The organism is Mesorhizobium sp. WSM4821, assembly GCF_055901555.1.
Window position 1 is genome coordinate 4,953,980 of sequence record NZ_CM148371.1, and the last position, 26,752, is coordinate 4,980,731.

Below are 26,752 nucleotides of genomic sequence, written 5' to 3' on the forward strand. Positions count from 1 at the left end.
GAAGCTTTGACCAATGACGCTGGAGCCATCATGGTCTTGAAGCGACAAGATGGTCACTCATGCGAAATAACAATCGGTTACCGCTGATTGCGTGACTTTGGTCCTAGTCTTTGTCTGTCGCCTTGCCGGCGCGCGCGGCCGCTGCCGGGAGCCGCCTTGGATCATCGCCCGGCGACCCGTCGCCGCGCGGCATGGCCGGAGAAAACCTGTCCAGCGACGAGATTATGCCGCGCAGCACCTTGAGCTCCGGCTCGGCGAAGCCGGCGCGCGTCAGCACCGCGCGCAGATTGTCGACCATCTTCGGCTTCTTCGGCGCCGGGCGGAAATAGCCGCGTGCCTCGAGCGCGCCTTCCAGATACGCGAACAGGCCGTGCAATTGCTCCTTGGTCGCCGGCATCATGTCAGGGCTGGAAAAATTGGTTTTCGTGTCATCTTCCAAGCCCGACTTCATCCACTCATAGGACATCAGCAGGGCCGCCTGGGCGATGTTGAGCGAAGAGAAGGCGGGATCGACCGGGAAGGTGACGATCTCGTCAGCCAGGCCAACCTCATCATTGTAGAGCCCGAACCGTTCGCGGCCGAACAGGATGCCGGTGCGCTGTCCGGATCGCTGGCGCGCTCTCAGCGCCCTGCCCGCCTCAACCGGTCCGCGCACCGGCTTGAAATTATCGCGTGCGCGCGCTGTGGTGGCGAAGACAAAGTTCAGATCGGCGACCGCCGAGGCCAGATCGTCGAATACTCTGGCGGCATCGATGACGTGGTCGGCGCGGCTCGCGGCGGCGCGCGCCTTCTCGCTCGGCCAGCCGTCGCGCGGATTGACGAGACGCAGCTCGGCAAGGCCGAAATTCGCCATGGCGCGCGCGACCATGCCGATGTTCTCACCGAGCTGCGGCTCGACCAGGATGATCGCCGGGGCGGGAAAGATGTCGTCGTTGCTGGCTTGCATGGCGTCAAATGAACTGCTGTTTGCGGCATTTCAGCGTCCCCTGCCATATCCGGCCGCGAAAATGAAGCTTTCGCAAGGAACGCCTAAACGCCAGGGCCAAAGCCCGCCGGCGCGGATCGCCGTTTGCGCGGCCAAAAATGCTTTGATATACGGGCCGCATCCCCGGCCCAAAGCCATGCGGGCAAGGCCGTTCCGATCCCCAACAATGAGGCATTCTTTCCATGGCGAAGATCAAGGTGGCGAACCCGGTCGTCGAACTCGACGGCGACGAGATGACCCGCATCATCTGGCAGTTCATCAAGGACAAGCTGATCCACCCCTATCTCGACTTGAAGCTTGAATATTACGACCTCGGCGTCGAGCACCGCGACGCCACCAACGACCAGGTGACCATCGATTCGGCCAATGCCATCAAGAAATACGGCGTCGGCGTGAAATGCGCGACGATCACGCCCGACGAGCAACGCGTCGAGGAATTCAAGCTGAAGAAGATGTGGAAGTCGCCGAACGGCACGATCCGCAATATCCTCGGCGGCACCATCTTTCGCGAGCCGATCATCATGAAGAACGTGCCGCGGCTGGTGCCCGGCTGGACCAAGCCGATCATCGTCGGCCGCCACGCCTTCGGCGACCAGTACCGTGCCACCGACTTCCGCTTTCCCGGCAAGGGCAAGCTGTCCATCAAGTTTGTTGGCGAGGACGGCACGGTGATCGAGCACGACGTCTACGATGCGCCGGGCTCCGGCGTCGCCATGGCCATGTACAATCTCGACGAGTCGATCCGCGAATTCGCCCGCGCCTCGCTGAACTACGGCTTGCTGCGCAATTACCCGGTCTACCTCTCGACCAAGAACACCATCCTCAAGGCCTATGACGGCCGCTTCAAGGACATTTTCCAGGAAGTCTACGAGGCCGAGTTCGAAGCCGAGTTCAAATCCAAAAAGCTCTGGTACGAGCACCGGCTGATCGACGACATGGTCGCCTCCAGCCTGAAATGGTCGGGCGGCTATGTCTGGGCCTGCAAGAACTATGACGGCGACGTGCAGTCCGACACGGTGGCGCAGGGCTTCGGTTCGCTCGGCCTGATGACCTCGGTGCTGATGACGCCGGACGGCAAGACGGTGGAGGCGGAAGCCGCGCACGGCACCGTCACCCGCCACTATCGCCAGCACCAGAAGGGCGAGGAAACCTCGACCAATTCGATCGCTTCGATCTTTGCTTGGACCCGCGGCCTCGCCCACCGCGCCAAGCTCGACGACAATGCCGAGCTGAAGCGTTTTGCCGATACGTTGGAAAAGGTCTGCATCCAGACCGTCGAGGCCGGCTTCATGACCAAGGACCTGTCGCTGCTGATCGGTCCCGACCAGCCATGGCTCTCGACCACCGGCTTCCTCGACAAGATCGACGAGAACCTGCAGAAGGCGATGGCCTGACCAAGACGGGTGCCATGAACAAGCCCGTCGTCTATGGGGCGGACTACAGCGTCTACGTACGCATCGTCCGCCTCGTGCTCGAGGAAAAGGGCATCGACTACGAACTCGTGCCGGTCGACATCTTTGCGGCGGATGGCATTCCGGCCTGGTATTTCGAGCATCACCCGTTCGGCCGCATCCCGGCCTTCGAGCATGACGGATTTCGCCTGCACGAGACTGGGGCGATCGCGCGGTATGTCGATGAGGCGTTTGCCGGGCCGGCGCTGCAGCCGGCGGAGGCACGTGCCCGCGCCAGAATGAACCAGATCACCGGCATGCTCGGCGCCTATGCCTATCGTGCGATGGTCTGGGATGTCGCCGTCGAGCGGCTGGAGAAAGAAGCGCCCGACGAGGCGCTGATCGCTGCCGGACTTGGCCAGGCGGCCACTGTGCTTCGCGTGCTCACTTCGCTGAAAGCCGCCGGACCGTGGCTGCTGGGCGAGCAACTGACGCTCGCCGACCTGCATGCAGCATCGATCATCGGCTATTTTCTCAAGGTCGCCGAGGGGCAGAAGGTGCTGGCCGAGTTTCCCGATATTCGGCGATGGTGGGACGGCATCGTTCAGCGCCCGAGCTTTGCTCGTACCGAAAAGGTTGGGTGAAAAAATACGAGGGCCCGAGGGACAGCACCCCCGTCCGAGTCTTTGCCAATTCTTCCAGATCTACGATCAGGCGGCCTCCAGCGCCGCCTTCACCGCGGCGATCGCGTCGCTGGCCTTCGAGGCGTCGGGGCCGCCGGCCTGGGCCATATCGGGGCGGCCGCCGCCGCCCTGCCCGCCCAATGCAGCGGACGCCACGCGGACCAGATCGACGGCGTTGAAGCGGCCGGTCAGGTCGTCGGTGACCGCCACCACGACGCTCGCCTTGTTGTCCTCGCCAGCGCCGACGAAGACGACGATGCCCGAGCCGAGCGACTTCTTGCCGGCATCGGCCAACGGCTTCAGATCCTTTGGCGCCACGCCGGAAACCGCCTTGCCGAGGAAACCGACACCGGCAACCGTCTCGTTCTCGGCCGGCGCACCGGATGCGGCACCACCGCCCAGCGCCAGCTTCTTGCGCGCCTCGGTCAGTTCTTTCTCGAGCTTCTTGCGCTCGTCGAGCAGCGCTTCGATGCGCGCCGGCACATCGGCCGGCGAGATCTTCAGCGTTGCCGCGGCCGCCTTCAGCCGTCTGTCCTGCTCGTCGAGATGCTTGCGCGCTGCCTCGCCGGTGAGCGCCTCGATGCGGCGCACGCCGGCGGCGACCGCGCCGTCCGACACGATGCGCACCAGACCGATATCGCCGGTCGCCCCGACATGGGTGCCGCCGCAGAGCTCGACCGAATAGGGCCGGTTGGCCTTGGCGCCATGCAGGCCCGTGCCCATCGAAACGACGCGCACTTCATCGCCGTATTTCTCGCCGAACAGCGCCATGGCACCTTCGGCAATGGCATCGTCGACCGACATCAGGCGCGTGGTCACCGGGCTGTTCTGCACGACGATCTCGTTCGCCATGCGCTCGACCTCTTCGAGTTCGTCAGGCGAGATCGGCTTGTTGTGCGAAATGTCGAAGCGCAGGCGCTCGGGCGCAACCAATGAACCCTTCTGCGCGACATGGGTGCCCAGCACTTCGCGCAGCGCCTCATGGATCAGATGCGTGGCGGAGTGGTTCGCGCGCAGCCTGGAACGGCGCGCATGGTCGACCTTCAGCTCGACGGTCGCGCCGGTCTTGACCGCGCCGCTGGCCACCTTGCCGAGATGCACGAACAGGCCATCGGCCTTCTTTTGCGTATCGGAAATCTCGATCGAGAAGCCTTCGCCCGAAATGATGCCGGTATCGCCCATCTGGCCGCCGGACTCGCCATAGAACGGCGTCTGGTTGACGACCACGGCAACGGCGTCGCCTTTGGCCGCGCTGTCGACGCTCTTGCCGTCCCTGACCAGCGCCTGGATGAGGCCTTCAGCCTGCTCGGTCTCATAGCCGAGGAATTCGGTGGCGCCGGTCTTCTCGCGCACCGGGAACCACACCGTTTCGGTCGCGGCCTCGCCGGAGCCAGCCCAGCTCTTGCGCGCCTCGGCCCTCTGTTGCTCCATCGCATTGGTGAAGCCGGCAAGATCGACCGAGATACTGCGCTGGCGCAGCGCGTCCTGCGTCAGGTCGAGCGGAAAGCCATAGGTGTCGTAGAGCTTGAAAGCTGTCTCGCCATCCAGCATGTCGCCGGCGCCGAGCTTTTCCGTCGCCTCCGAAAGCAGGCCCAGGCCGCGCACCAGCGTCTTGCGGAAACGGGTTTCCTCAAGCTTCAGCGTCTCGGTGATCATCTGTTCGCCGCGCACCAGTTCCGGGTAGGCCTGGCCCATCTCGCGCACCAGCGCCGGCACCAGGCGCCACATCAGGGGATCGCGGGCGCCGAGCAATTGCGCATGGCGCATGGCGCGGCGCATGATGCGGCGAAGCACATAGCCGCGGCCTTCATTGGACGGCAGCACGCCGTCGGCCACCAGGAAGCAGGACGAACGCAGATGGTCGGCGATGACGCGGAACGATGCGACGGTGTCCGCATCCGGACCGTGGCCAATCGCGGACGAGGCAGCGTCGATCAGGTGACGGAACAGGTCGGTCTCGAAGACGCTCTCCACCCCTTGCAAGATGGAGGCCATGCGTTCCAGGCCCATGCCGGTATCGATCGACGGGCGCGGCAGGTCGATGCGCTCGTCCTTCCTCACCTGTTCATACTGCATGAACACCAGGTTCCAGAATTCGAGGAAACGGTCGCCATCCTCCTCCGGACTGCCGGGAGGGCCGCCCCAGATATGCTCGCCACGGTCGATGAATATCTCCGAGCACGGCCCGCATGGTCCGGTGTCGCCCATCGCCCAGAAATTATCCGAGGTCGGGATGCGGATGATGCGATCGTCGGAAAAACCGGCGATCTTCTTCCAGAAGCCGGCTGCCTCGTCGTCGGTGTGGTAGACGGTGACGAGCAGCTTGTCCTGCTTCAGCCCGAACTCCCTGGTGATCAGGTTCCAGGCGAGCTCGATGGCGCGCTCCTTGAAATAATCGCCGAACGAGAAATTGCCGAGCATCTCGAAAAAGGTCAGGTGGCGCGCGGTGTAGCCGACATTGTCGAGGTCGTTGTGCTTGCCGCCGGCACGAACGCTCTTCTGGGCGGTGGTGGCACGCGAATAGGGCCGCTTCTCCAGGCCGGTGAAGACGTTCTTGAACTGCACCATGCCGGCGTTGGTGAACATCAGCGTCGGGTCGTTGCGCGGCACCAGCGGACTCGAGGCGACGACCTCGTGACCCTCTTTGCGAAAATAATCGAGAAATGCCGACCGGATCTCGTTCACGCCACTCATGGATGCTTGCCTTTTCGAGAGAACCGCCAGGGCGGAAAATGGACATGGCCTTTTAGCGATCACGCCCCAGCCTGTCCAGAAACACGGAATGGCCCAATTCGCGGGGCTTGCCGGTCGTCTCCGCGCCATCGCGGAAACGCAAACCGCCGGCGCTGGCGCCGGCGGTTTGAAACGCAAAGTTACAGAACTCGATTACATAAGCTATAGATAATGAACCGGGATTATGGCCAGATTCCGACCCATCGTGGAAGCCTCACATGGCGCCGGCTTCGTCCTCGAAACCATCGTCTCCGCCTTCGGAGCCACCATTTTCGAGGAATTTCTCGGCGATCAGTCCGGCATTCTGCCGCAGCGCCAATTCGATCTCGCGCGCCGTGTCGGGATTGTCACGCAGAAACAGCTTGGCATTCTCGCGACCCTGGCCGAGGCGCTGCGAATTGTAGGAGAACCAGGCACCCGACTTTTCGACCACGCCGGCCTTGACGCCGAGGTCGACAAGCTCGCCGGTCTTGGACACGCCCTCGCCATACATGATGTCGAACTCGACCACCTTGAAGGGCGGAGCCAGCTTGTTCTTGACCACCTTGACCCGGGTCTGGTTGCCGACGACCTCGTCGCGGTCCTTGACCGAACCGATGCGACGAATGTCGAGGCGCACCGAAGCATAGAATTTCAGCGCGTTGCCGCCGGTCGTGGTCTCGGGCGAGCCGAACATGACGCCGATCTTCATGCGGATCTGGTTGATGAAGATGACCATGGTGTTGGAACGCGAGATCGAGGCGGTCAGCTTGCGCAGCGCCTGGCTCATCAGGCGGGCCTGCAGGCCGGGCAGAGAATCGCCCATTTCACCCTCGATTTCGGCACGCGGCGTCAACGCCGCGACCGAATCGACCACCAGCACGTCGATGGCGCCGGAGCGCACCAGCGTGTCGCAGATCTCCAGCGCCTGCTCGCCGGTATCGGGCTGCGAGATCAAGAGGTTTTCGAGATCGACGCCGAGCTTGCGGGCATAGACCGGATCGAGCGCGTGCTCGGCATCGACGAAGGCGCAGATGCCGCCCTTCTTCTGGGCTTCGGCGACCGTGTGCAACGCCAGCGTCGTCTTGCCAGAGCTTTCCGGCCCGTAGATCTCGATGATGCGGCCGCGCGGCAGGCCGCCGACGCCAAGCGCAATGTCGAGGCCAAGCGAACCCGTCGGCACCGTTTCGATCTCGACGACCTGCTCGTTTGCGCCGAGCCGCATGATCGAGCCCTTGCCGAAGGCACGCTCGATTTGCGACAGCGCCGCATCCAGAGCCTTTGATTTGTCCACTGCTTTGTCCTCTACAAGCCGCAACGTGTTCTGAGCCATGATACATCACCCCTTGGTCGTCAATGAAGGCCGGACCATCCGTTTATCCTTCTTAATTTGTACCTTATTTGTTCTCCTTTGACAAGGGGCGCCAAATATTTGAAACACAATCGATATCCTGATTTGTTCTTTTTTTGTTTCGCAGTTTCGATCCCGGATGCGATCCCATTTCCCCTGAGGGATGGTGCTGCCAACTTCCGAATCGCGCCTTCGGTTGCCGGGTTTCGCCGGACAACCTAGTCTCTACCCGGGGCAATCAGCAAAGGTCATCTCGCCGCATGATGAAATCGCCGACAATCCTGGCCGTAGGCGGCGCCTATATGGACCGGCGGGGCCAGCTTTCGGACGTCTTCGTGCCGGCGGCGTCAAACCCCGGCACGATGCATGAGAATGTAGGCGGCAGCGTCTTCAATGCGCTGCGCAGCGCGGTGCGCCGCGGCGTCTCCGGCTCGCTGCTTTCGGTGCGCGGCGGCGATGTCCTGGCCGACACGGTCGCCCGCGCCATCCTTGCTGCCGGCATTGCCGATCTCTCCGCGGTGTTCCTCGATCGCACGACGCCGACCAACACGGTGCTGGTCGACCGCAACGGCGAATTGATCATCAGCCTTGCCGACATGGCGCTCTACGATCTGGCGCTTCCCAAGCAGATCCGCCGTGCCAAGGTGCGCGAGGCGATCGGCATTGCCGACGCGGTCCTGTGCGACGCCAACCTGCCGCCGGCAGCTCTCGAGCGGCTGGTGGCGCTTGCCGCCGGCAAGCCGGTCTTCGCCCTCGCCACATCGCCGGCCAAGGTGGCGCGGCTCACGCCGGTGCTCGGCAGCCTGGCGCTGGTCTTCATGAGCCGGAACGAGGCCATTGCACTCGCCGATGTCGATATCGGCGCCGGGGAGCAAGATATTGCCGACGGCTTGAGGCGCGCGGGCCTGAAGAGCGGCGTGGTGACAATGGATGACGGTCCGGTGCTGGGTTTCGACGAAGCCGGCGCCTTCTCGATCCCGCTGCCAGGAAAGGTCGCGGACGGCGCCGGCGATGCGCTGGCTGGCGCAACGGTCGCCGCCCTGCTTCGCGGCCTGAGGCTGCGGGCAGCGTTGCGCGAAGGCGTTGCCGCGGCAATGCTTGCCATCGAAAGTGCTGAGTTTGTACCGGCCTTTACAGCAGCGAGTTTTGCCAGGGCGCTGGCGTTTGTGCCGGAGCCGCGGAAAGTGGCATGATGTCCATCCGAGAGGCAGCCTACTTCCCCGCCCGCAGCCCCGCCTCATAGGCCCGGCGCGCCCACACCGCCATCTCATCCGGATCGTCGAAAGCGGTGTCGGGAATGCTCCAATACGGCATGGACACCAGCTTGCCGTGCCTCGAGCCGGTGTAGGTCCACTGCGTGCAGCCGGCCGCTTCGAATTCGGGCGCGCTTTCAGTGTCGGCTTTCAGCAAAAGCTCGCCGCGAAGGACGATCGCGACGATGACGCCGTCGAAATAAATGCCCTTGCCGCCGAACAGTTTTCGTATGCTGACCGGCCCGAGGCCTTCGAAAAGTTCGGCGATGCGTTCATTGTCCATGCCGCGATCATGGCATCCGGATTTCCCCTTGTCATCGCCGCAACCAAAACCATGCTGACAGGTTGAAAAGCCAAATTCGACGGAGTTTTCTTCATGCCGCTTCTGCTCAAAGGGTCCTGCCGGTGCAATGCTGTCCGCTTCGAGGTGGAAAGCCACACGCCGGTGCCATTCATGCTTTGCTACTGTTCGATCTGCCGCAAGCAGCAGGGCGGCGGTGGCTTCGCCATCAATCTCGGCGCCGATTTCGATACGCTGAAAATCAACGGCAAGCGCAATCTTGGCGTCTACCGGGCCGAGATCGAGGACGACGAACATCCGCAATGCGAGATCTCGTCAGGCGAGCGCAATTTCTGCAAGAAATGCGGATCGGCCCTCTGGCTCTACGACCCGACCTGGCCGGAGCTGGTCCACCCCTTCGCCTCGGCGATCGATACAGATCTGCCGAAGCCGCCTGAAAAGGTGCACCTCATGCTGAAATACAAGGCGAACTGGGTCGAGCCCGACATCGGCGAGGACGACAAGGTCTTCGATGTCTATCCCGAAGAATCGATCGCCGGATGGCACAAACGAACGGGAATGTGGGTGGACTGAGGAGCCCGGTCAGGCCGACGCGCGCGCCTCGGCCAGTGCCTTCAGGTCGGCCGGCTTGAGCTCAACCGATTCGCCGCAACCGCAGGCCGAGCTCTGGTTCGGATTGCGGAAGGTGAAGCCGGTGCGCAGCGTCGTCTGCTCGAAATCCATCTCGGTGCCAAACAGGAAAAGCGCTGCCTCGGGCGCGACATAGACATGGGCGCCGTCTCGCTCGACATGGTCGTCCTTGGTGTTGGGCTCGGTCACCAGGTCGACCGTATATTCCATGCCGGCGCAGCCGCCCTTCTTGATGCCAAGGCGAATGCCATGCGCGTTCTCACGCGTCGCGACGATCTCGCGAACCCGGTCGGCAGCCTTTTCGGTCATCGTGATGACGGCGAAGCGTCCCATCTTTTCTTTCTCCATTGCGTGCAGGTTCAAGGCCTGCCGAATGATTCCTCACCTAAAATGGTGAAGTTTTCTACCTGGCGCAAGTGCGCCTCAATACCAGCCTACCGCGACCTGCGCCTCTTCCGACATGCGGTCGGGCGACCACGGCGGATCGAAGGTCATGTTGACCTCGACGCCGGAAACGCCTTCGACGGCGCCGACGGCGTTCTCCACCCAGCCCGGCATTTCGCCGGCCACCGGGCAGCCGGGCGCGGTCAGCGTCATGTCGATCTTTACCGAGCGGTCGTCCTCGATGTCGATCTTGTAGACGAGGCCAAGCTCATAGATATCCGCCGGGATTTCCGGGTCGTAAACCGTCTTCAGCGCCGAGACGATGTCGTCGGTCAGCCGCGCCAGTTCATCGGCTGGAATGGCCGAGGCGGAAACAACCTCGTCGGTAGCCGTTTCCGGAGTGGTCTCAGCGGTATGGCTGGCATCATCCATGATCGTCACCCGAAGAACTTTCGCGCTTTTTCCAGCGCATCGGCCAAAGCGTCGACTTCGGCCCTGGTATTATACATGCCGAACGATGCCCTGCATGTGGACGTTACGCCGAAGCGTTTCAACAGCGGCTGGGCGCAATGGGTGCCCGCGCGGACTGCAACGCCTTGCCGGTCGATCACCATTGACACGTCATGGGCATGGATGCCCTGCAGCTCGAAGGAGATGATGGCGCCCTTGCCGGGCGCATTGCCAAAGATGCGCAGCGAGTTGATGGCGCGCAGCCGCTCATGGGCATAATCCTTCAGATCGGCCTCGTGAGCTGCAATGCGCTCGCGGCCGATCTTTTCCATGTATTCGAGTGCTGCACCCAGCCCGATCGCCTGGACGATCGGCGGCGTGCCGGCCTCGAAGCGGTGCGGCGGATCGTTGTAGGTGACGATGTCTTCGGTCACTTCCTCGATCATCTCGCCGCCGCCCATGAACGGGCGCATGCGCTCCAGCATGTCCTTCTTGCCGTAGAGCACGCCGATCCCTGAGGGACCGTAGACTTTGTGGCCGGTGAAGACGAAGAAATCGCAGTCGAGATCCTGCACGTCGATCGGCATATGCACGGCGCTCTGGCTGCCGTCGACCAGCACGGGAATGTCTCTCGCATGCGCAATGCGCACGATTTCCTTGATCGGCGTCACCGTGCCCAGCGCGTTCGACATGTGCGTGATGGCGACCAGTTTTGTGCGATCGGTCAGCCGCTTCTCGAACTCTTCGATATGAAAGACGCCGAGATCGTCGACCGGTACCCAGACCAGTTTTGCGCCTTGCCGCTCACGGAGGAAATGCCACGGCACGATGTTGGAATGATGCTCCATGATCGACAGAACGATCTCGTCGCCCTCGCCGATATTGGGCATGCCGAAGCCATAGGCGACGGTGTTGATCGCCGCTGTGGTGTTCGAGGTGAAGACGATGTTGTCGGTGCTGGGCGCGTTCAAAAACCTCTGTACTATCTTCCGCGCGTTCTCATAGGCGTCGGTCGCGGCATTGGACAGGAAATGCAGCCCGCGATGGACGTTGGCGTATTCCTGGGAATAGGCGTGCTGGATGGCGTCGAGCACGATCTGCGGCTTCTGCGCCGAGGCGCCATTGTCGAGATAGACCAAGGGTTTGCCATAGACTTTGCGCGCGAGTATCGGGAAATCGCGGCGGATCGCCTCGACGTCGTAAGGAATGCTTTCGACTTTCTGGTCCATCACAAGCTCTCTCGAGGCATCGCCTCATTCCGTCCAACACCCCTCATCCGACCGAGCTCCGCTCGGCCACCTTCTCCCACAAGGGGAGAAGGAAAGCGCGTTACCCGTGCGCGACGAACCAGCCGTCCAGCCTCGTTTCCAGCGCCTCGACGATCGCCTCGTCGTCCAGCTCCTCGATCACCTCGGCGACGAACGCCTTGACCAGAAGACCACGCGCGGTCTTCTCGTCGATGCCGCGCGCCATCAGGTAGAACAGGTGGCTATGATCGATCTCGGTGACCGTCGCGCCATGCCCGCAGACGACGTCGTCGGCAAAAATCTCCAGCTCCGGCTTGGTCGAGAACTCGCCATCGTCCGACAGGAGCAGCGTGTTGCAAGCCATCTTGGCGTTGGTCTTCTGCGCATATTGGTGGACGTTGATGCGCCCCTGGAAGACGCCGCGCGCCCTTCCGGTCACCACGTTGCGGATCACCTCCGTCGACGCCGTGTGCGGCACGGCATGGTCGAGCACCATGGTCACGTCCGTATGCGTGTCGCCGGCAAGCAGGTTGATGCCGCGCAACGTGAAGTCGGCGCCTTCGCCGGTGGTCTTGACCACGATCTCCTGTCGCACCAGCTTGCCGCCGGCATTCATCACAAACAGCGTCAGCTTCGCATCTTTGCCCAGATGCGCCTTGAACTGGGCGAGATGGGTCGCCGTATCCGGCTGCTCCTGCACGATCAGCCATGTCACCTCGGCGCCGTCGCCAAGCACAAGCTGGCTGACGGAGCTGACGAGTGCGGCGCCCTCGCCCGTCTGGCGCTCGACGACGACAGCCTTGGCGCCGGCACCGACGCGGACGCCCAGGCGCACATGTGTCTGGCCGCCGGATTGCAGGTTTTGCAGCTCGATCGGCTTGTCCAGTTCGGTGCCGTCGGCAATGTCGACAAAATAGCCGTCAGCGACAAAAGCGGTGTTCAGCGCGCCGATGGCATCGTCGGCGCCATAGGGATCGAGCCCCGGCGCGATGCTGCCGTCGGTCAGCTTTTCCGACAGGCGCTGCACGGCGATGCCCTCGATATCGGGCGTTTTCGTGCTCGACACGCCATTCAGGACCGGCAGGACGGCGGACCCCTCGACGATTGGCGCAACAGCTTTCGGGGCGGCCGCGGGATCGAAGTCCGGCACCGAAGTCAGCAGTTGGCGCAGGTCGGTATAATGCCAGGACTCGATACGCCGCGTCGGCAGGCCGCTCTTGATCGCTTCGATGGCGTCGTCGCGCTTCAGCATCACCGTGCCGTCGCCCGGCAGCAGCGACAGCCGGTCGCCGAAGGCGTCGATCAACGCCGTTTCGGCCGGCGTTCGCTGGGGTGTGGTGTGTATATTCATCAGTTTCGCCCTATTTGGCTTGCCTTCCAGGCCTTCCGGCATCTCACGCGGCTTCGCCGATCACGCCGGCGTAGCCGTTGGCTTCGAGGTCGAGCGCCAGCGACTTGTCGCCGGACTTGACCACCTGCCCCCTGTAGAGCACGTGCACGCTATCCGGCACGATGTACTGAAGCAGGCGCTGGTAGTGGGTGATGATGACGATAGCGCGGTCTGGCGCGCGCAACGCATTGACGCCTTCCGAGACGATCTTCAGCGCATCGATGTCGAGGCCGGAATCGGTCTCGTCGAGCACGCACAGCTTCGGTTCCAGAAGCTTCATCTGCAGGATCTCGGCGCGCTTCTTCTCGCCGCCGGAGAAGCCGACATTGAGCGGCCGTTTCAGCATCGCCATGTCCATGTTGAGCAAGCCGGCCGCGTCCTTCACGCGCTTGAGGAATTCCGGGATCTTCAGCGGCTCCTCGCCGCGCGCCTTGCGCTGCTCGTTCATCGCCACTTTCAGGAATTCCATCGTCGCCACGCCCGGTATCTCCATCGGATACTGGAAAGCGAGGAAGATGCCGGCAGAGGCGCGCTCGGCCGGATCCATTTCGAGGATCGACTGGCCGTTGTAGAGGATATCGCCCTCGGTGACCTCATAGTCCTCGCGCCCGGCGAGGATGTAGGACAGCGTCGACTTGCCCGAGCCGTTCGGGCCCATGATGGCGGCGACCTCGCCCGCTTTCACCGTCAGGTTCAGGCCGCGGATGATCTCGGTGCCGTCATCGACAATGCGGGCATGGAGGTTTTTGATTTCAAGCATTTTTTCTTTCCTGAAAATTTTGTCCGGTCAGCCGACCGAGCCCTCGAGGCTGATACCGATCAGCTTCTGCGCCTCGACCGCGAACTCCATCGGCAGTTGCTGGATGACGTCCTTGACGAAGCCGTTGACGATCAGCGCGATCGCCTCTTCTTCCGGAATGCCGCGCTGCATGACGTAGAATTTCTGGTCCTCGGAAATCTTCGACGTCGTCGCCTCGTGCTCGAACTGTGCCGTCGCGTTCTTGGCTTCCATGTAGGGCACGGTGTGCGCGCCGCACTGGTCGCCGATCAGCAGCGAGTCGCAGTTGGTGAAGTTGCGGGCGTTGGTCGCCTTGCGGTGCGCCGAGACCTGGCCGCGATAGGTGTTCTGCGAGAAGCCGGCGGCGATGCCCTTGGAGATGATGCGGCTCGACGTGTTCTTGCCGAGATGGATCATCTTGGTGCCGCTGTCGACCTGCTGGTAGCCGTTCGACACGGCGATCGAGTAGAACTCGCCGCTGGAATCGTCGCCGCGCAGGATGCAGCTCGGATATTTCCAGGTGATGGCAGAGCCGGTCTCGACCTGCGTCCACGAAATCTTCGAGCGGTCGCCGCGGCAGTCGCCGCGCTTGGTGACGAAGTTGTAGATGCCGCCCTTGCCTTCGGCGTCGCCGGGGTACCAGTTCTGCACCGTCGAGTATTTGATCTCGGCATCGTCGAGCGCGACCAGCTCGACCACCGCGGCGTGAAGCTGGTTCTCGTCGCGCTGCGGCGCCGTGCAGCCTTCGAGATAGGAGACGTAAGCACCCTCCTCGGCGATGATCAGGGTGCGCTCGAACTGGCCGGTGTTCTTCTCATTCATGCGGAAGTAAGTCGACAGTTCCATCGGGCAGCGCACGCCCTTGGGTACGAAGACGAAGGAGCCGTCGGTGAACACGGCGGAATTCAGCGTGGCGTAGAAATTGTCGGAGGTCGGCACGACCGAACCGAGATATTTCTGAACCAGTTCCGGATGCTCGCGGATGGCTTCCGAAATCGAGCAGAAGATGACGCCGGCCTGCGCCAGCTCCTTCTTGAAGGTGGTGACGACGGACACCGAATCGAACACCGCATCGACGGCGACGCGGCCCGACTTGTAGACATTGTCGCTGGGTTCCTCGAGTTCCGACGCGTCGGTCTTCTGCACGCCGGCTAGGATTTCCTGTTCCTTCAACGGAATGCCGAGCTTTTCGTAGACTTTCAGCAATTCGGGATCGACATCGCTCAGCGAGGTCGGTCCGGGCGTGCTCTTGGGCGCCGCGTAATAATAGATGTCCTGGAAATCGATCTTCGGATAGTTGACGCGCGCCCAGGTCGGCGCCTCGAGCGTCAGCCAGCGCCGGTAAGCGCCCAGACGCCATTCCAGCATCCAGGACGGCTCGTTCTTCTTCGCCGAAATGAAGCGGATGATGTCTTCGCTCAGGCCCTTTGGGGCCTTGTCCATCGCGATTTCGGTCTGGAATCCAAATTTATACTGATCGACGTCGATCTTTCGAACCCGATCGATCGTCTCCTGCACAGCAGGCATAGGCGTTCTCCATCCACGCCGGGGTCAAGGCCCGGCAGTTTTCAAACTATGGCACCGCGAAACGAGTACCCGTGAGGCAATCGAGGCGGCGTAAGTTCCATATAGTGCGTTTCCGCCGGAAATTCACCCGGCCACCACGAAACGCACGGCTCTACCAGGCCAGAAGGCCTGCGTTTGTTTGCCGCGCTCAGGCGGCTTCGTCCCTGCCCGCCCTTTCCTTACCGGCTTGCCGCGAGGCAATGTCCCCCAGCGCAGCGCGAAACAGTTCGATGTCCTCGGCGCTCGTTGCGTGGCCGATGGACACGCGCAAAGCGCCAAGGCTGTCATTGTATCCCATGGCTTTCAGCACATGGCTCGGGCCGACCTTGCCCGACGAGCAGGCGGATCCGGCCGAGAGTGCCACGCCGGCCAGATCGAAGGCGATCTGCGCCGTCTCGGCCCCGGTGCCCGCAATAGCGAAGAATGTCGTATTGGCAAGCCTCGGCGCGCCGGTTCCAAAGATTTCCGCGTCCGGCACCAGCGTTTTCACGATGGCCTCGATCTCGTCGCGGCGGCGAGCGACCGCATCGATGCTCTTCAATCCGATCAGGGCTTCCCGCGCCGCCGCGCCAAAACCGGCGATCGCGGCAGGGTTTTCGGTGCCGCCACGATGCCCCTTTTCCTGGCCGCCTCCGGCGATCAAGGGCCTTGGCATCATCAGGTCCGAGGCGGCGACGATGGCGCCAACACCATTGGGGCCGCCGATCTTGTGCGAAGACAGGATCAAGTAATCGGCGCAACCTGCCGACATATCGAGCGGAATGCGACCGGCTGCCTGCACGGCGTCGATAATCAGGATGCCGCCCGCCGCCTTGACGATTTCGGCGATGCGTTCGACGGGCTGGATAACGCCGGTCTCGTTGTTGGCGGCATGGATCGCCACCAGCGGCAGGCCGTCCGACTTGTCATGCGCGGCGAGCGCCGCCGCCAAGGCCTCCAGCCTGACGACGCCGTCGGCGTCGACGCCGATGCGCGTCACCCGAACTGCCGGAAATCGCCCGCCATTCCGCACGCAAGGATGATCGGCTTCGCACACGTAGAGCCGGCTCATGCGGACAGCGCCGCGCCCCATCTGCCAATCCGGCGTCAGCAGCGTCGAGGCGGCTTCCGTCGCACCGGAGGTGAACACGACGTGCTCGGGCCTGGCATTGGCCATCGCAGCGACATCGCGCCTCGCATTCTCGATCAGCCGCCGCGCGGCGCGACCCTCGGCATGGACCGACGACGGATTGGCGGCGATATCGAGCGCGGCAATCATTGCGGCGCGTGCCGCGGCAAGCAGCGGCGCGCTGGCATTGTAGTCGAGATAGGCGCGCGTTCCGGCCATTTTCGTTTCAATCGATCCCTTCAATAGCCATTCCGCCAGGATAGCGCGTTATTTCCTTGAAATTGCAAGGCAAGCCGTCCTATTTACGCGGCTTGCGGCGCGGATGGCCAAGCCACGATGTTTTGACCACCCAGTTTTGAACAATTCTAAACTAGCTTCTAGAAAGACGCTCGCCCTGCGTCAAGACCTGGGAAGCTGGGGCCAGAGGGAGAGTTGTTCCGGGCGCCGCGCATTCGTACGGATTGGAGTCTTTTATGCCTGAGGTCATTTTCACCGGTCCGGCCGGCCGCCTGGAGGGTCGTTACCAGCCTTCCAAGGAAAAGAGCGCGCCGATTGCCATCATCCTGCACCCGCACCCCCAGTTCGGCGGCACGATGAACAACAAGATCGTCTACGACCTCTTCTACATGTTCCAGAAGCGGGATTTCACCACGCTTCGCTTCAATTTCCGGGGCATCGGCCGCAGCCAGGGCGAATTCGACCACGGCACCGGCGAATTGTCGGATGCGGCCGCGGCACTCGACTGGGTGCAGTCGCTGCATCCGGATTCCAAGAGCTGCTGGGTCGCCGGCTATTCGTTCGGCTCGTGGATCGGCATGCAGCTTCTGATGCGCCGGCCTGAGATCGAAGGCTTCATCTCGATCGCGCCTCAGCCCAACACCTATGATTTCTCGTTCCTGGCGCCCTGCCCGTCGTCGGGCCTCATCATCCATGGCGACGCTGACAAGGTCGCGCCGCCAAAGGACGTGCAGGGGCTGGTCGACAAGCTGCACACGCAAAAGGGCATCACCATCACCCAGAAGACCTTGCCGGGCGCCAACCATTTCTTTTCCAATGACGCGGACCTCCTGCTCGAGGAATGCGCGGACTATCTCGACCGTCGTCTGGCCGGCGAATTGTCCGACCCGCGGCCAAAACGGCTGCGATAGTCGGCGAACGACGATGTACCAGCCCCCTCATTTCCAGGAAACGCGGCAGGACGTGCTGCACGGACTGATCCGGGCGCATCCGCTTGGCCTGCTGATTTCAAATGGAGCCGAGGGGCCGGTCGCGAACGCGATCCCGTTCCTGCTCGACGCCCCCTCCCTGCTCAACGCAGAGGGACCGCCGAACGGCAGGCTGCGCGCGCATCTGGCGAGGGCCAATCCGCAATGGCGCCTGCTGGCCGACAGCCCGGCGTCGCCCGTGCTGGTCGTCTTCCAGGGCACCGATGCCTATGTGACGCCGTCCTGGTATGAGACCAAGCGCGAGACCGGGAAGGTCGTGCCAACCTGGAATTACGCCATCGTCCAGGTGCGCGGTACCGTCAGGGTGATCGAGGACCAGGACTGGCTGGCCCAGCAGATTTCCGACCTGACGGTGTCCCAGGAAGGCGCTCGTGAAGCGCCCTGGGCGGTGACCGACGCGCCAGCCACCTTCATCCAGTCGCAGATCAAGGGCATTGTCGGGCTGGAAATCGAGATCACCGACATGCAGGGCAAGTGGAAGGTCAGTCAGAACCGGCCAATCGCCGACCGCAGCGGTGTCGCCGACGGGCTCGAGAGCGAGGCGAACTCGACCGACATGATCCGGCTGGTACGATCCTACGGCGGACTGGACAACAAGTAGTCCCGCTCAGGGACTGGCTGTCTCCGGAAAAAGCATCCGCGGCGGGCCTGCCGGCTTGCGCCAGGTCGCGCGGAGCCTGAATGTCTTCTTGCGGATCGGCAATCCCGCCGCCGTGTGGCGGAAGATGAAGCCAAGCCGGGCAAGGATCAGCGCCGTAACGACGGTGCAGCCCACGCCGAGGCCGAAGCCCGCGATCGTATCGCTTGGAAAGTGCGCGCCGACCACAATCCGCGTCACCGCGATCCAGACGGTGATGGGCAAAACAACGTATTTCCCCCACCATGGAAAAAGAAGCATCACCATTGCCGCGGCCGCGCCCATATTCGCCGCATGGCCGGAGGGAAAACTGGCGAAATACGGATCGAACTTCAATGGATGGAACGAGAACAATCCTATGTCCAGGGCTGGCCGCCCCCGGCCGATGACGTACTTCAGGACCGTCACAGTCAGTCCTGACAATCCGATCGCGCTCACCACGAAGAAGGCGAAGCAGGTCCAGTTGTACGCAACCATGCGCCAACGCTTTGAAAGGGCTTGCCAATCCAGCAGATTGACCCGCACGAACAGCAACAGGGACGGGATGAGAAACCAGCCGCCCAACCCGAAATTGGTGAACGCCTTGGCAACTGCAACAAACCCGCTCGGCAAATGAGCCCGCCAGCTGACAGACACGCCGTCGACGAAAACCATGCAGGCAACCGTCAGCAACAGATAGACGGCTACCAGGGCCGGCCACGGAATCCTGGAATAATTGGCCGGTCGCCTCGCAAATCGAGAACGGATGATCGCCACCGTTTGCCGGAGATTGCCCATCGAACGAGCCGGCAGCTTTCGAAGCAACTCAAGAACCCGAGCTCTGCGACCAATGCTCATGCTAAACCACTGAAGTCAGTCGGCGATCCGGTATAGACCAAGCGACATTTTCTCCCCCGACGAATAGTTGACGCCATCGATCCGAGCGACACGGTTCGCCGACCTGCCCTGCCCTGCCAGCAGGTCGTCCAGCCTATTTTCTTCGCCGACCGGTGCCAGCGCCAGAGCGCAGGCGGGATCGGCAAGCAGATGTTGCGCAGTACCGTCGACATTGGTCAATATCGTTTTTGTGCCCAGCAGAAATACCAGGCTCGGTTCGTGATACCCGGCGGAGGCGAGCACCGTCGTCCCGCAGGGTTGATTGGCGCGAAGCGCAGCCTCTATCTCGCGGCTCATCCAGATCGGCTTCAATGACGGCGCGATGACACCGAACAGCAAGGCATAGGCAGTGCCTGCACAAATCGCGATTGCCCCGATGCGGCCGAGCGGCACTTGCAGTTGGCGAGAAAAGCCGAGATAGCCGGCCGCGAGCGCTGCAAGGGCAGCCGGAATGCTCAACCATGAGAACGCTCCGGTAAAATAGAGCGGCGCGACGATGCAGAGCACCGCAAAGCCTATTGTGATCAAAGCGAGGCCAAAGGCGGTCGCCCACCACAACCATTTCTGCCAGCGCTGCAGCGGCGCATTCGCCTTCTCCGGATTCAGCGTCAAAAGCCAGCCGACCAGCAGCGCCATGCCGGGATAGGCCGGCAGGACATAGTGCGGCAGTTTTGTCGGGATCAACTCGAACAACAGCCAGAACGGGATGTACCAGGCGAGGCAGAAGCGGAGCCGGGGATCGTCGCGCAGGCGGTTGAGGGCCTGGAGCCCGGCGCCGAGCGCGATCAGGCCGAAGGGCCACATGAACAGAGAATAGGTCAAGACATAGAAGCCGGGCGGGGCGCCATGGGATTCCCTGCCCTGCGCGACCTTGCCGAGCATATCGTTGCCGACGGCTTGCTGCAGGAAAGTGCCGCCGCTTTTCCAGGTGATGAGGACGAGCCAGGGCAGCACGATCAGCAACACGATAGCCAGGCCGCGCCCCGCCTTCAGCTTCGAGAGCCAGCGCCAGTCCCGCTCGAACGCGAACAGCACGGCGACCGTGAGCGCCGACAACAGCGGCGCGATCGGGCCCTTGATAAGGATTGCACCACCCTGGGCTGCCCAGAAGATCCACGGCAAATGGCTGGCGACGGCTTGGTTCCGGCGCCAGGCCGTATGGATCTGCGCCAATGCGCCTTGCGCCGCGATGCAACAGGCCAGCAGGACCGCGTCGGTCTTGGCGTCACGCCCCTCGAAAGCTGTCGCGAAGATTGCGGCCATCACCAGGCCGGCGGCCAGACCGGCGCTGGCGCCGAAAAGATTGGCTCCTGTCCAGGCCGTCGCCACAACGGCGATGGCGACGCCAAGAGCGGAGACGAGCCGATACACCCAGACCGGCGCCGCGGGGCCTTCGCCGCTCAGCGCTACGGCCGCCGATTGCAGCCAGTAGATTCCTATCGGCTTCTGGTAGCGGGAATTCTCCTGGAAGCGAATGTCGACATAGTCGCCGGTCTCGACCATCTGCTTGGTGGCCTGCATGAAGCGCGGCTCATCGCGGTCGATCGGCGGTATGGTCGCCAGCCCCGAAACCGTCATCAGCAGGCTGAACAGGAAGAGAAAAAGGTAGTTCCTGCTCGCCACGTCAGCCCCGTCCCGTTCGCTTGCTATGGAGGCAGGTCGCTCAATCGACCTTTGTCATCGCCGCCTTGCGCTCATTGGCGATCAGCCAGAGATTGCGGATGTAGATGAACAGGCCCATGGACTGGCCGGCGATGAAAACCGGATCCTGCCGCTGGATGGCGTAGATCAGCAGCAGGCAGCCGCCGCCGAGGGAAAAGAACCAGAAGGCGATCGGCACGACGCTGCGCTTGGCTCTTTCCGAGGCGACCCACTGCACGACGAAGCGCATCGAAAAAAGGAACTGGGCGACGAAGCCGAGCAGAACCCATGCATCGAATTGCTTGACGAAGACTTCGTGAAGCCAGGTCGCTAGTTCCTGAAGCACGTTAGCCATGCCTGATTTCCTCTGTTTTTGGCATTCTCCGGCGCCTGCGGCGCAGCCACCAGACGCCGGCGAGATCAAGCACCCCTTGCAGGCCGCGATCGAAAATCCCGTAATTCGACTTGCCGTGGCGGCGGGAGCGGTCGACGACGTCGCAATGCACGACCTGGTACCCTTCCTGGATGACGAGGGCCGGAACAAAGCGGTGCGTTCCGTCGAAGAACGGCAATTTCCTGAGGATGTCGGTATGGATCGCCTTCAGGCCGCAGCCCGTGTCGCGGGTTTCGTCATGCAGAATGGCCTTTCTCAGCCAGTTTGCAAAACGGGACGCCAGTTGCTTGATTTTGCTGTCGCGACGCTTCAGGCGCTCCCCTTGCGCAACACCGAATCCGGGACCGGCCTGGCGAAGGGCATCGACAAGCACCGGAATATACTGGGGATCGTTCTGGCCGTCGCCATCGATGGTGGCGACGATATTGCCGCGTGCCGCCCATGCCCCCGAACGCACGGAGAGAGACTGGCCGGCGGATTTCTCATGCCGCAGGTGCCGGAGCGGAAACGGGCAAAGTGCTGCCTGGGCGGCAAGCACCGACGCAGTGTCATCGGTCGAACCGTCGTCGACGACGATCACCTCGAAATCGCGCCCAGCCATCGCCGCCCCGATCTCGTCGAGCAGAAGCGGCAGGTTCGCCGCCTCGTTCCGGCACGGGATGACGATGGATATCTCCGGCATGTCGCGTCGGGCTCTGTCACAGGATATGGCATTCGATTCGATGCCGTGCGGTGCCGTTCCAGCGGGTCAGGTGCTGCAAGAACCCACTGGCGCGGCGCTTCATTACGCCAGCCGAAACGATGAAGCAAGCATGCCGGATCTCGTCCACGCTGGCCGCAAAACCGGATTCCCCTTTTGCTGATCGCGCTTGGATGCTAAACGCCCGCGTTCACGCATACCACGCCCCAGTACAGCCGCCGGGCGCTTTCGGGAAAGATAAAATGTCCGCCTTCAAATCCGATTTCCTGCGCGTCATGAGCGAGCGCGGTTTCATCCACCAGGTTTCGGATGATGCCGGCCTCGACCAGGTTTTCGCCAAGGAAGCGGTGACCGCCTATGTCGGCTACGACGCGACGGCGACCAGCCTGCATATCGGCAATCTGATTTCGGCGACCATGCTCTACTGGCTGCAGGAGACGGGCCACCGGCCGATCGCGCTGATGGGCGGCGGCACCTCGATGATCGGCGATCCTTCCTTCCGCGACGACCAGCGCCAGCTTTTGACGCCGGAGGCGATCGCCGCCAACATCGAGGGCATCAAGCGCATCTTTGGCCGCATCCTGCGTTTTGGCGATGGTCCCAGCGAGGCGATCATGGTCAACAATGCTGACTGGCTGATGAAGCTCAACTATGTCGAGTTCCTGCGCGATGTCGGCCGGCACTTTTCGGTCAACCGCATGCTGACTTTCGACAGCGTCAAGCTCAGGCTCGAGCGCGAGCAATCGCTATCGTTCCTCGAATTCAACTACATGATCCTGCAGGGCTACGATTTCGTCGAGCTCAGCAAGCGTTACGGCTGCCGGCTGCAGATGGGCGGATCGGACCAGTGGGGCAATATCATCAACGGCGTCGATCTCGGACACCGCATGGGCACGCCGCAGCTTTACGCCCTGACCACACCTCTGCTGACGACGTCGTCAGGCGCCAAGATGGGCAAATCGGCCAAGGGCGCGGTGTGGCTGAACGGCGATCTGTTCTCGCCTTATGATTTCTGGCAGTACTGGCGCAACACCGAGGACGCCGACGTCACGCGCTTCCTGAAGATTTTCACCCGCCTGCCGCTGTCCGAGATCGCACGGCTCGCCGCCCTTGGCGGCTCCGAGATCAACGAGGCCAAGAAGGTCCTGGCCACGGAAACGACGGCCATCGTGCACGGCCGCGAGGCAGCCGAGCAAGCCGAGGAAACCGCGCGCAAGACGTTCGAGGAGGGCGCGCTGGCGCAAACGCTGCCAACCGTCGAGGTGGGCAAGGCCGATCTGGAAAGCGGCGTCGGCATATTGTCGCTGTTCGTCACCGCCGGGCTTGCCGCGTCCAACGGCGAGGCGCGTCGACACATCCAGGGCGGCGGCGTGCGCCTCAACGACCGGCCGGTGTCCGACGACCGTCAGGTGGTGACGCTTCAGGATTTGAGTCCGGAAAACGTCATAAAGCTTTCACTAGGCAAGAAAAAACACGTTCTGGTGCGGCCGGCCTGACCAGAACTGACCCATCCCGATAGAATCGGATGGGGTCCTTTCTTGCTAACGATGATCTTTCCGAACCGAAAGTTCGGGATCGTCGTCTACCGGTACTCAAAGATCGACCTGAAAATTCCGGGCGCGATCACCGACAGCGGATTGACGTCCAGTTTCGGCTTGTTGGCGTCGCCCCTCAGCCGGTAGGTCACGCCGATCAGCCCGCGATCGCGGCCGTTGCCGAGAAGCGCCCCGAACAGCGGCAGCTCGCCGAAAATGCGGTTGAGGCCATAGGCCGGCATGAACGTGCCGGTCATGTCCATGTTGTTGTCCTGATCGTAAAGCGTGCCCCGGAAGGTGGTGCCGATGCGTGGGCCGCGCAGCACCCCATTGGCCAGCTTGAGATAGCCGGTGCCCTTCTCGATCTGGGAAAAGCCGCGTTCGAACTTCACTCTCGACGTGTCGATGTCGGCTTTGACGGCTTCGTTGAGGCTGCGGCTGTCGCCCGCCGGCGTCGTCGAGACGAGCGAGGCGAGTTTCGGCTCGTTGACCACAAAGAAATTCCTTGCGTCGACCTGGCCCTTCATCGGCCCATCGCTTGCCCCGGCGAGCGCCAGCGCTATCGAACCGCCCTCCATATGCTCGTAGATATTGAGGAACCGCAGGATGGCGCCGGCGTCGGCCGACGTCATGTTGAGCGCGCGCCTGCCGGCACCGGTCGTATTGCTGATGCTTATGGCGGCACCCGAACTTGTCGTGGCGCTCACCTTGAGCCCGTTCACCCTGGAGCCGGCGGCGCTGTAGTCGAGCTTCAGGCTCGACAACGTCTCGTTGTGGAAGCCGGTCAGGGAATTCACATCGGCGCTGACGGAAATCGCGTCGGATCCGGTGGCCTTGGTGGCGGTGTCGACGTCGGACGTGAATTGCCTGATCAGCGAGCGCGCGTCCAGCGCGGTGCCGCTGATGTCGATCGCGTAGACCTTGCCCGATCGTTTCACCGACACGGCGACGTCGTCTCCCCGGTTCAACCTGACCTTGCTGAAGCGGGCCGAGGACAAGGCGCCGTCGACCAGCACCACGTCGCCGTCGATCGAGAAGGTCTTTCCATTCAGCTTGAAGTCGGACAGCGTCGTGGTGCCGCCGGACTTGGTCATGGCAAATGCGACGTTGGCGGGAATGCCGGGTCCCTTGCTCCAGCCAGCCCAGGGAATGTTCAACCTGGCATTGGTCAGGTCCGCCGAAACAGTCTCGCCGTTGCCGCCGTTCTTGTCGATCCCAACCTTTATGGTTCCGGAAAGCAGCGCCGACAGGCCAGGCATGGCGATTGCACGCACCTTGTCGTCGAGCACCAGCGCCACTTTCCTGCTGCGTGGCGGCCCGGCCTTGTTGAGCGGCTCGATCAGGTCGAGCTCGGCTGGAATGCCGTTCAGCAGCGCCTTCGCGGAGATCACGGCCTGCTCGGGCTCGACGGTGATCGAACCGTCGGCGTCCGTCACCGCCTGGCCTTCGAACGGCTTGGCCAGCGACAGGCCCTTGTAATCGAGCGCCACCAACCAATCGAGCTTCGAGGTATCGACGCCGGACTGCAGCGGAATGTCTGCTCTCACGTGGCCTGTCACCGTGCCGGACAGGTCGTCCGGCAGCAGGCCGACATGGCGCATGGCGTTGATCGGCTCATAGGAGGCGAGTTCGGCGATTGCGGACGCCTCACCGGCAACGTCGATGTCGAGCGCGCCGATCACCGGCGGGCGGTTCGCCGCCTTGACCGTCATAGTGCCGTTGCTTGCCGCCACTGTGCGGCCGCTGGTCATATAGACGCTGCCCGACGACAATGCGATGTCGATATCGTTGCCTTGGAATTCGACAACGCCTACGGCATCGCGTATCGGCGGGATGTGGCCGGCCGTATCGAAGCGCGATCCTTCGATCTGGAAACGGCCGAACACTTCGTCGGCGGAAAGCGGGATCCCGTTGCCAAGACGTCCGGGCACGACCTGGAACTGCAGGCTGGCGTCGACGACGCGGCCGCCAAACAGGTTCTTCAGCACCCAAAGGCGGGCTTTGCCCGCGGAAAACCAGGGCCACAACTGCTTGACATGCGAGACCGGCATTTCGTGTACGTTGAAGGCAACAGATATGCCCGGCGCCTTACCCCTGGCGAATTCGACCGAAGCCGTACCCAGTGCCTCGCTGGCGGAGCCAGACCTGATCCCGATCTGCTCGGCCACGAGCTTACGGCTCCTGGTCTGGTAGACGCCGGCGACGCGGGCAATGAAATCAAGCGCGGGTTCGGACGATTCCGAGGGCGCCAGCGTCGAACGGTCGCTGGTCAGGTCATAGCGGTAGGACGGCTCCTCGCCCGCTGTCCCAGTTGCCGGCTTCGGCCCGATCGAGCCGGCGAAATCGAATGTCGAGCGACCGGTCTTCACCTGCAGCCGGTCTACCTGGATCTTGTTGGCGCCGGCGATAAGCGTCGCATCGAGATCGACGTCGGCCGAAAGCTCCCCGAAACGCGGGCCGAGATCGAGCACGGAACCGGCGAAGGACAGCGACGCCGTCAGCCGTGACGCGTTCTCGCCGGATCCCTCAGATCCCGCCAGCTTCAAGGCAATCGCCCCCGTCTTGCCGCCTGAAGTTGCCGCGGCCGCATCGGGCTCGGCTATCTCGACGCTGGCATCCAACGCCTTCACGCGCCGCGTCGCCGTATCGCGGGTGGCTGAGGCAGCGATGGTGAGCGCCCTGCCGTCGACATCCGCATCCGACGAGAACGTCATGCCGCCCGGCCCCGACTGGGCAACGGTGGCATCGGCGATCCTGACCAATTCGACCAGCCCGGCCTCAGGCAGAACGAGATCGACATTGCGGAGATCGATCCGGCGCATCGAATCCTCCTGCACCGTGTCGAGCGCGTGATTGATGTTGCCGAAGATCGCATCCGCCAGCCTTTCCGGATCGACGAGGCCGTCCTCATTGCGCAGCGCCAACGTCCAGTCGCCACCCGACGGCATCGCCGCCATCACGATGCGCGCATCGGAAACCCTGGCGCTGGTGAGCCGCACCTCGCCCGAAAGCAGCGGCATCAGCCTCATGCCGAAGCTGACCCGTCCGGCATCGGCCATCGGCTTGCCGTCGGCGGTCTTGAGGCTGACGTCGCTGACCTGCAGCGCGATGAAGCTCGATCCGTCGAGCGTGAGACGGGCCGGCCCGACCGCAACATCGACGTCGACGCCGGCCAATTTTTCGATAGCCGTTTCCGCTTCGGCCCGCAGCCGCTCGGCCCCGAAACCGGACATGCCGATCGCATACACGGCGACGGCGACCAGCAGCACAAGGGCGACAAGGCCCCCCAACAGCCGCGCAAGGATACGAACGCCGCGGCCGATCGACGCCTGGCCGAGCGGTGGTACGCGGCACGCGGACGGGAAGGCCCCCAGGTCGGTGATCTCGTCACGCCTGAATCTGATCTTCTCGTGCTGCGGCTGCTCCTGATCCACACAATTTTCCGTTGAACGAACTCGACCGTGGACGAATCCCAATTTGACATTATATCGATGCGGCCTGGCGCGTAACCACA

At 62.8% G+C, this 26,752-nt stretch carries 23 protein-coding genes; 7 read left to right on the forward strand and 16 right to left on the reverse strand.

From position 1 onward, the window contains the following. Positions 1-103: 103 nt before the first annotated feature. Entirely contained in the window at positions 104-946 is an 843-nt protein-coding gene (locus AC0NID_RS24240; protein ID WP_473453041.1) for an RNA methyltransferase, read from the reverse strand. Between the two features lie 221 nt (positions 947-1,167). Between AC0NID_RS24240 and AC0NID_RS24245 the strand changes: the two genes are divergently transcribed. Together AC0NID_RS24245 and AC0NID_RS24250 are read left to right on the forward strand one after the other, a co-directional pair. Then, positions 1,168-2,379, forward strand: a complete 1,212-nt coding sequence (locus tag AC0NID_RS24245) for an NADP-dependent isocitrate dehydrogenase (RefSeq protein WP_473453040.1) — start codon at positions 1,168-1,170, stop codon at positions 2,377-2,379. A gap of 14 nt (positions 2,380-2,393) precedes the next feature. Then, the gene (locus AC0NID_RS24250; RefSeq protein WP_473453039.1) at positions 2,394-3,020 is read left to right on the forward strand and encodes a glutathione S-transferase family protein; all 627 of its coding nucleotides are present in this window, start codon (positions 2,394-2,396) and stop codon (positions 3,018-3,020) included. Between the two features lie 66 nt (positions 3,021-3,086). Here the strand turns inward: AC0NID_RS24250 and alaS are convergent, their stop codons facing one another. Both alaS and recA read right to left on the reverse strand, forming a co-directional pair. Continuing rightward, the gene (gene alaS, locus AC0NID_RS24255) at positions 3,087-5,753 is read right to left on the reverse strand and encodes an alanine--tRNA ligase (protein ID WP_473453038.1); all 2,667 of its coding nucleotides are present in this window, start codon (positions 5,751-5,753) and stop codon (positions 3,087-3,089) included. A 253-nt stretch (positions 5,754-6,006) separates the two neighbouring features. Then, positions 6,007-7,104, reverse strand: coding sequence for a recombinase RecA (gene recA / locus AC0NID_RS24260; RefSeq protein WP_027028105.1), 1,098 nt, complete (start codon positions 7,102-7,104; stop codon positions 6,007-6,009). A gap of 278 nt (positions 7,105-7,382) precedes the next feature. Between recA and AC0NID_RS24265 the strand changes: the two genes are divergently transcribed. Continuing rightward, positions 7,383-8,315 carry a carbohydrate kinase family protein gene (locus AC0NID_RS24265; protein WP_473453037.1) on the forward strand — a complete coding sequence of 311 codons (933 nt, stop codon included), beginning with the start codon at positions 7,383-7,385 and terminating at the stop codon, positions 8,313-8,315. A gap of 19 nt (positions 8,316-8,334) precedes the next feature. Here AC0NID_RS24265 and AC0NID_RS24270 read toward each other — a convergent pair whose 3' ends face one another. Beyond that, the gene (locus AC0NID_RS24270; protein WP_473453036.1) at positions 8,335-8,658 is read right to left on the reverse strand and encodes a TfoX/Sxy family protein; all 324 of its coding nucleotides are present in this window, start codon (positions 8,656-8,658) and stop codon (positions 8,335-8,337) included. Between the two features lie 93 nt (positions 8,659-8,751). Here AC0NID_RS24270 and AC0NID_RS24275 point away from each other — a divergent pair, with 93 nt between their 5' ends. Continuing rightward, a complete protein-coding gene (locus AC0NID_RS24275; protein WP_473453035.1) occupies positions 8,752-9,249 on the forward strand; it encodes a GFA family protein in 498 nt (165 codons plus the stop codon). Positions 9,250-9,258: 9 nt separating this feature from the next. Here AC0NID_RS24275 and sufA read toward each other — a convergent pair whose 3' ends face one another. The 7 genes from sufA to AC0NID_RS24310 all read right to left on the reverse strand — a co-directional run bounded on the left by sufA (position 9,259) and on the right by AC0NID_RS24310 (position 16,448). Then, positions 9,259-9,639, reverse strand: a complete 381-nt coding sequence (gene sufA / locus AC0NID_RS24280; protein ID WP_120015687.1) for a Fe-S cluster assembly scaffold SufA — start codon at positions 9,637-9,639, stop codon at positions 9,259-9,261. Between the two features lie 90 nt (positions 9,640-9,729). After that, a complete protein-coding gene (locus AC0NID_RS24285) occupies positions 9,730-10,122 on the reverse strand; it encodes an SUF system Fe-S cluster assembly protein (RefSeq protein ID WP_145715176.1) in 393 nt (130 codons plus the stop codon). Between the two features lie 5 nt (positions 10,123-10,127). Then, positions 10,128-11,369, reverse strand: coding sequence for a cysteine desulfurase (locus tag AC0NID_RS24290; protein ID WP_473453034.1), 1,242 nt, complete (start codon positions 11,367-11,369; stop codon positions 10,128-10,130). Between the two features lie 100 nt (positions 11,370-11,469). After that, entirely contained in the window at positions 11,470-12,738 is a 1,269-nt protein-coding gene (sufD, locus tag AC0NID_RS24295; RefSeq protein ID WP_473453033.1) for a Fe-S cluster assembly protein SufD, read from the reverse strand. 43 nt (positions 12,739-12,781) lie between these two features. Then, on the reverse strand, positions 12,782-13,537 hold the full coding sequence (sufC, locus tag AC0NID_RS24300) for a Fe-S cluster assembly ATPase SufC (protein ID WP_473453032.1): 756 nt from the start codon (positions 13,535-13,537) through the stop codon (positions 12,782-12,784). 27 nt (positions 13,538-13,564) lie between these two features. Continuing rightward, positions 13,565-15,082, reverse strand: coding sequence for a Fe-S cluster assembly protein SufB (sufB, locus tag AC0NID_RS24305; protein WP_473453031.1), 1,518 nt, complete (start codon positions 15,080-15,082; stop codon positions 13,565-13,567). 187 nt (positions 15,083-15,269) lie between these two features. Beyond that, positions 15,270-16,448 (reverse strand): cysteine desulfurase family protein, encoded by a 1,179-nt coding sequence (locus AC0NID_RS24310; protein WP_473453030.1) that lies wholly within the window; start codon positions 16,446-16,448, stop codon positions 15,270-15,272. A 254-nt stretch (positions 16,449-16,702) separates the two neighbouring features. Here AC0NID_RS24310 and AC0NID_RS24315 point away from each other — a divergent pair, with 254 nt between their 5' ends. Both AC0NID_RS24315 and AC0NID_RS24320 read left to right on the forward strand, forming a co-directional pair. Further along, a complete protein-coding gene (locus AC0NID_RS24315) occupies positions 16,703-17,377 on the forward strand; it encodes an alpha/beta hydrolase (RefSeq protein ID WP_473453029.1) in 675 nt (224 codons plus the stop codon). A gap of 13 nt (positions 17,378-17,390) precedes the next feature. After that, the gene (locus tag AC0NID_RS24320) at positions 17,391-18,056 is read left to right on the forward strand and encodes an FMN-binding negative transcriptional regulator (RefSeq protein WP_473453028.1); all 666 of its coding nucleotides are present in this window, start codon (positions 17,391-17,393) and stop codon (positions 18,054-18,056) included. A gap of 6 nt (positions 18,057-18,062) precedes the next feature. Here AC0NID_RS24320 and AC0NID_RS24325 read toward each other — a convergent pair whose 3' ends face one another. The 4 genes from AC0NID_RS24325 to AC0NID_RS24340 form a co-directional block, all read right to left on the reverse strand. After that, positions 18,063-18,869 carry a phosphatase PAP2 family protein gene (locus tag AC0NID_RS24325; protein ID WP_473453026.1) on the reverse strand — a complete coding sequence of 269 codons (807 nt, stop codon included), beginning with the start codon at positions 18,867-18,869 and terminating at the stop codon, positions 18,063-18,065. A 75-nt stretch (positions 18,870-18,944) separates the two neighbouring features. Then, the gene (locus AC0NID_RS24330) at positions 18,945-20,546 is read right to left on the reverse strand and encodes an ArnT family glycosyltransferase (protein WP_473453320.1); all 1,602 of its coding nucleotides are present in this window, start codon (positions 20,544-20,546) and stop codon (positions 18,945-18,947) included. Positions 20,547-20,631: 85 nt separating this feature from the next. After that, positions 20,632-20,964 carry a lipid-A-disaccharide synthase N-terminal domain-containing protein gene (locus AC0NID_RS24335; RefSeq protein WP_473453025.1) on the reverse strand — a complete coding sequence of 111 codons (333 nt, stop codon included), beginning with the start codon at positions 20,962-20,964 and terminating at the stop codon, positions 20,632-20,634. Next, positions 20,957-21,685 (reverse strand): glycosyltransferase family 2 protein, encoded by a 729-nt coding sequence (locus AC0NID_RS24340; protein ID WP_473453024.1) that lies wholly within the window; start codon positions 21,683-21,685, stop codon positions 20,957-20,959. Before AC0NID_RS24340 ends, AC0NID_RS24335 begins: the two co-directional genes overlap by 8 nt. A 260-nt stretch (positions 21,686-21,945) precedes the next feature. On the opposite strand from AC0NID_RS24340, the gene tyrS reads away from it, so the two are divergent. Beyond that, positions 21,946-23,199, forward strand: coding sequence for a tyrosine--tRNA ligase (gene tyrS, locus AC0NID_RS24345; RefSeq protein ID WP_473453023.1), 1,254 nt, complete (start codon positions 21,946-21,948; stop codon positions 23,197-23,199). 86 nt (positions 23,200-23,285) lie between these two features. Here the strand turns inward: tyrS and AC0NID_RS24350 are convergent, their stop codons facing one another. Continuing rightward, positions 23,286-26,672: a hypothetical protein gene (locus tag AC0NID_RS24350; protein ID WP_473453022.1), complete on the reverse strand. Its 3,387-nt coding sequence runs from the start codon at positions 26,670-26,672 to the stop codon at positions 23,286-23,288. Positions 26,673-26,752 lie beyond the last annotated feature (80 nt).

Bases quoted from the DNA above. Each gene is read 5' to 3' on its own strand.
- AC0NID_RS24245 (WP_473453040.1), top strand. From the start codon at position 1,168: ATGGCGAAGATCAAGGTGGCGAACCCGGTCGTCGAACTCGACGGCGAC.
- AC0NID_RS24325 (WP_473453026.1), bottom strand. From the start codon at position 18,869: ATGGGCAATCTCCGGCAAACGGTGGCGATCATCCGTTCTCGATTTGCG.
- AC0NID_RS24315 (WP_473453029.1), top strand. From the start codon at position 16,703: ATGCCTGAGGTCATTTTCACCGGTCCGGCCGGCCGCCTGGAGGGTCGT.
- alaS (WP_473453038.1), bottom strand. From the start codon at position 5,753: ATGAGTGGCGTGAACGAGATCCGGTCGGCATTTCTCGATTATTTTCGC.
- AC0NID_RS24290 (WP_473453034.1), bottom strand. From the start codon at position 11,369: ATGGACCAGAAAGTCGAAAGCATTCCTTACGACGTCGAGGCGATCCGC.
- AC0NID_RS24320 (WP_473453028.1), top strand. From the start codon at position 17,391: ATGTACCAGCCCCCTCATTTCCAGGAAACGCGGCAGGACGTGCTGCAC.
- AC0NID_RS24285 (WP_145715176.1), bottom strand. From the start codon at position 10,122: ATGGATGATGCCAGCCATACCGCTGAGACCACTCCGGAAACGGCTACC.
- AC0NID_RS24335 (WP_473453025.1), bottom strand. From the start codon at position 20,964: ATGGCTAACGTGCTTCAGGAACTAGCGACCTGGCTTCACGAAGTCTTC.
- AC0NID_RS24250 (WP_473453039.1), top strand. From the start codon at position 2,394: ATGAACAAGCCCGTCGTCTATGGGGCGGACTACAGCGTCTACGTACGC.
- sufD (WP_473453033.1), bottom strand. From the start codon at position 12,738: ATGAATATACACACCACACCCCAGCGAACGCCGGCCGAAACGGCGTTG.
- recA (WP_027028105.1), bottom strand. From the start codon at position 7,104: ATGGCTCAGAACACGTTGCGGCTTGTAGAGGACAAAGCAGTGGACAAA.
- AC0NID_RS24275 (WP_473453035.1), top strand. From the start codon at position 8,752: ATGCCGCTTCTGCTCAAAGGGTCCTGCCGGTGCAATGCTGTCCGCTTC.
- sufC (WP_473453032.1), bottom strand. From the start codon at position 13,537: ATGCTTGAAATCAAAAACCTCCATGCCCGCATTGTCGATGACGGCACC.
- AC0NID_RS24240 (WP_473453041.1), bottom strand. From the start codon at position 946: ATGCAAGCCAGCAACGACGACATCTTTCCCGCCCCGGCGATCATCCTG.
- AC0NID_RS24310 (WP_473453030.1), bottom strand. From the start codon at position 16,448: ATGGCCGGAACGCGCGCCTATCTCGACTACAATGCCAGCGCGCCGCTG.
- AC0NID_RS24265 (WP_473453037.1), top strand. From the start codon at position 7,383: ATGATGAAATCGCCGACAATCCTGGCCGTAGGCGGCGCCTATATGGAC.
- AC0NID_RS24270 (WP_473453036.1), bottom strand. From the start codon at position 8,658: ATGGACAATGAACGCATCGCCGAACTTTTCGAAGGCCTCGGGCCGGTC.
- AC0NID_RS24330 (WP_473453320.1), bottom strand. From the start codon at position 20,546: ATGACGGTTTCGGGGCTGGCGACCATACCGCCGATCGACCGCGATGAG.
- sufB (WP_473453031.1), bottom strand. From the start codon at position 15,082: ATGCCTGCTGTGCAGGAGACGATCGATCGGGTTCGAAAGATCGACGTC.
- sufA (WP_120015687.1), bottom strand. From the start codon at position 9,639: ATGGGACGCTTCGCCGTCATCACGATGACCGAAAAGGCTGCCGACCGG.
- tyrS (WP_473453023.1), top strand. From the start codon at position 21,946: ATGTCCGCCTTCAAATCCGATTTCCTGCGCGTCATGAGCGAGCGCGGT.
- AC0NID_RS24340 (WP_473453024.1), bottom strand. From the start codon at position 21,685: ATGCCGGAGATATCCATCGTCATCCCGTGCCGGAACGAGGCGGCGAAC.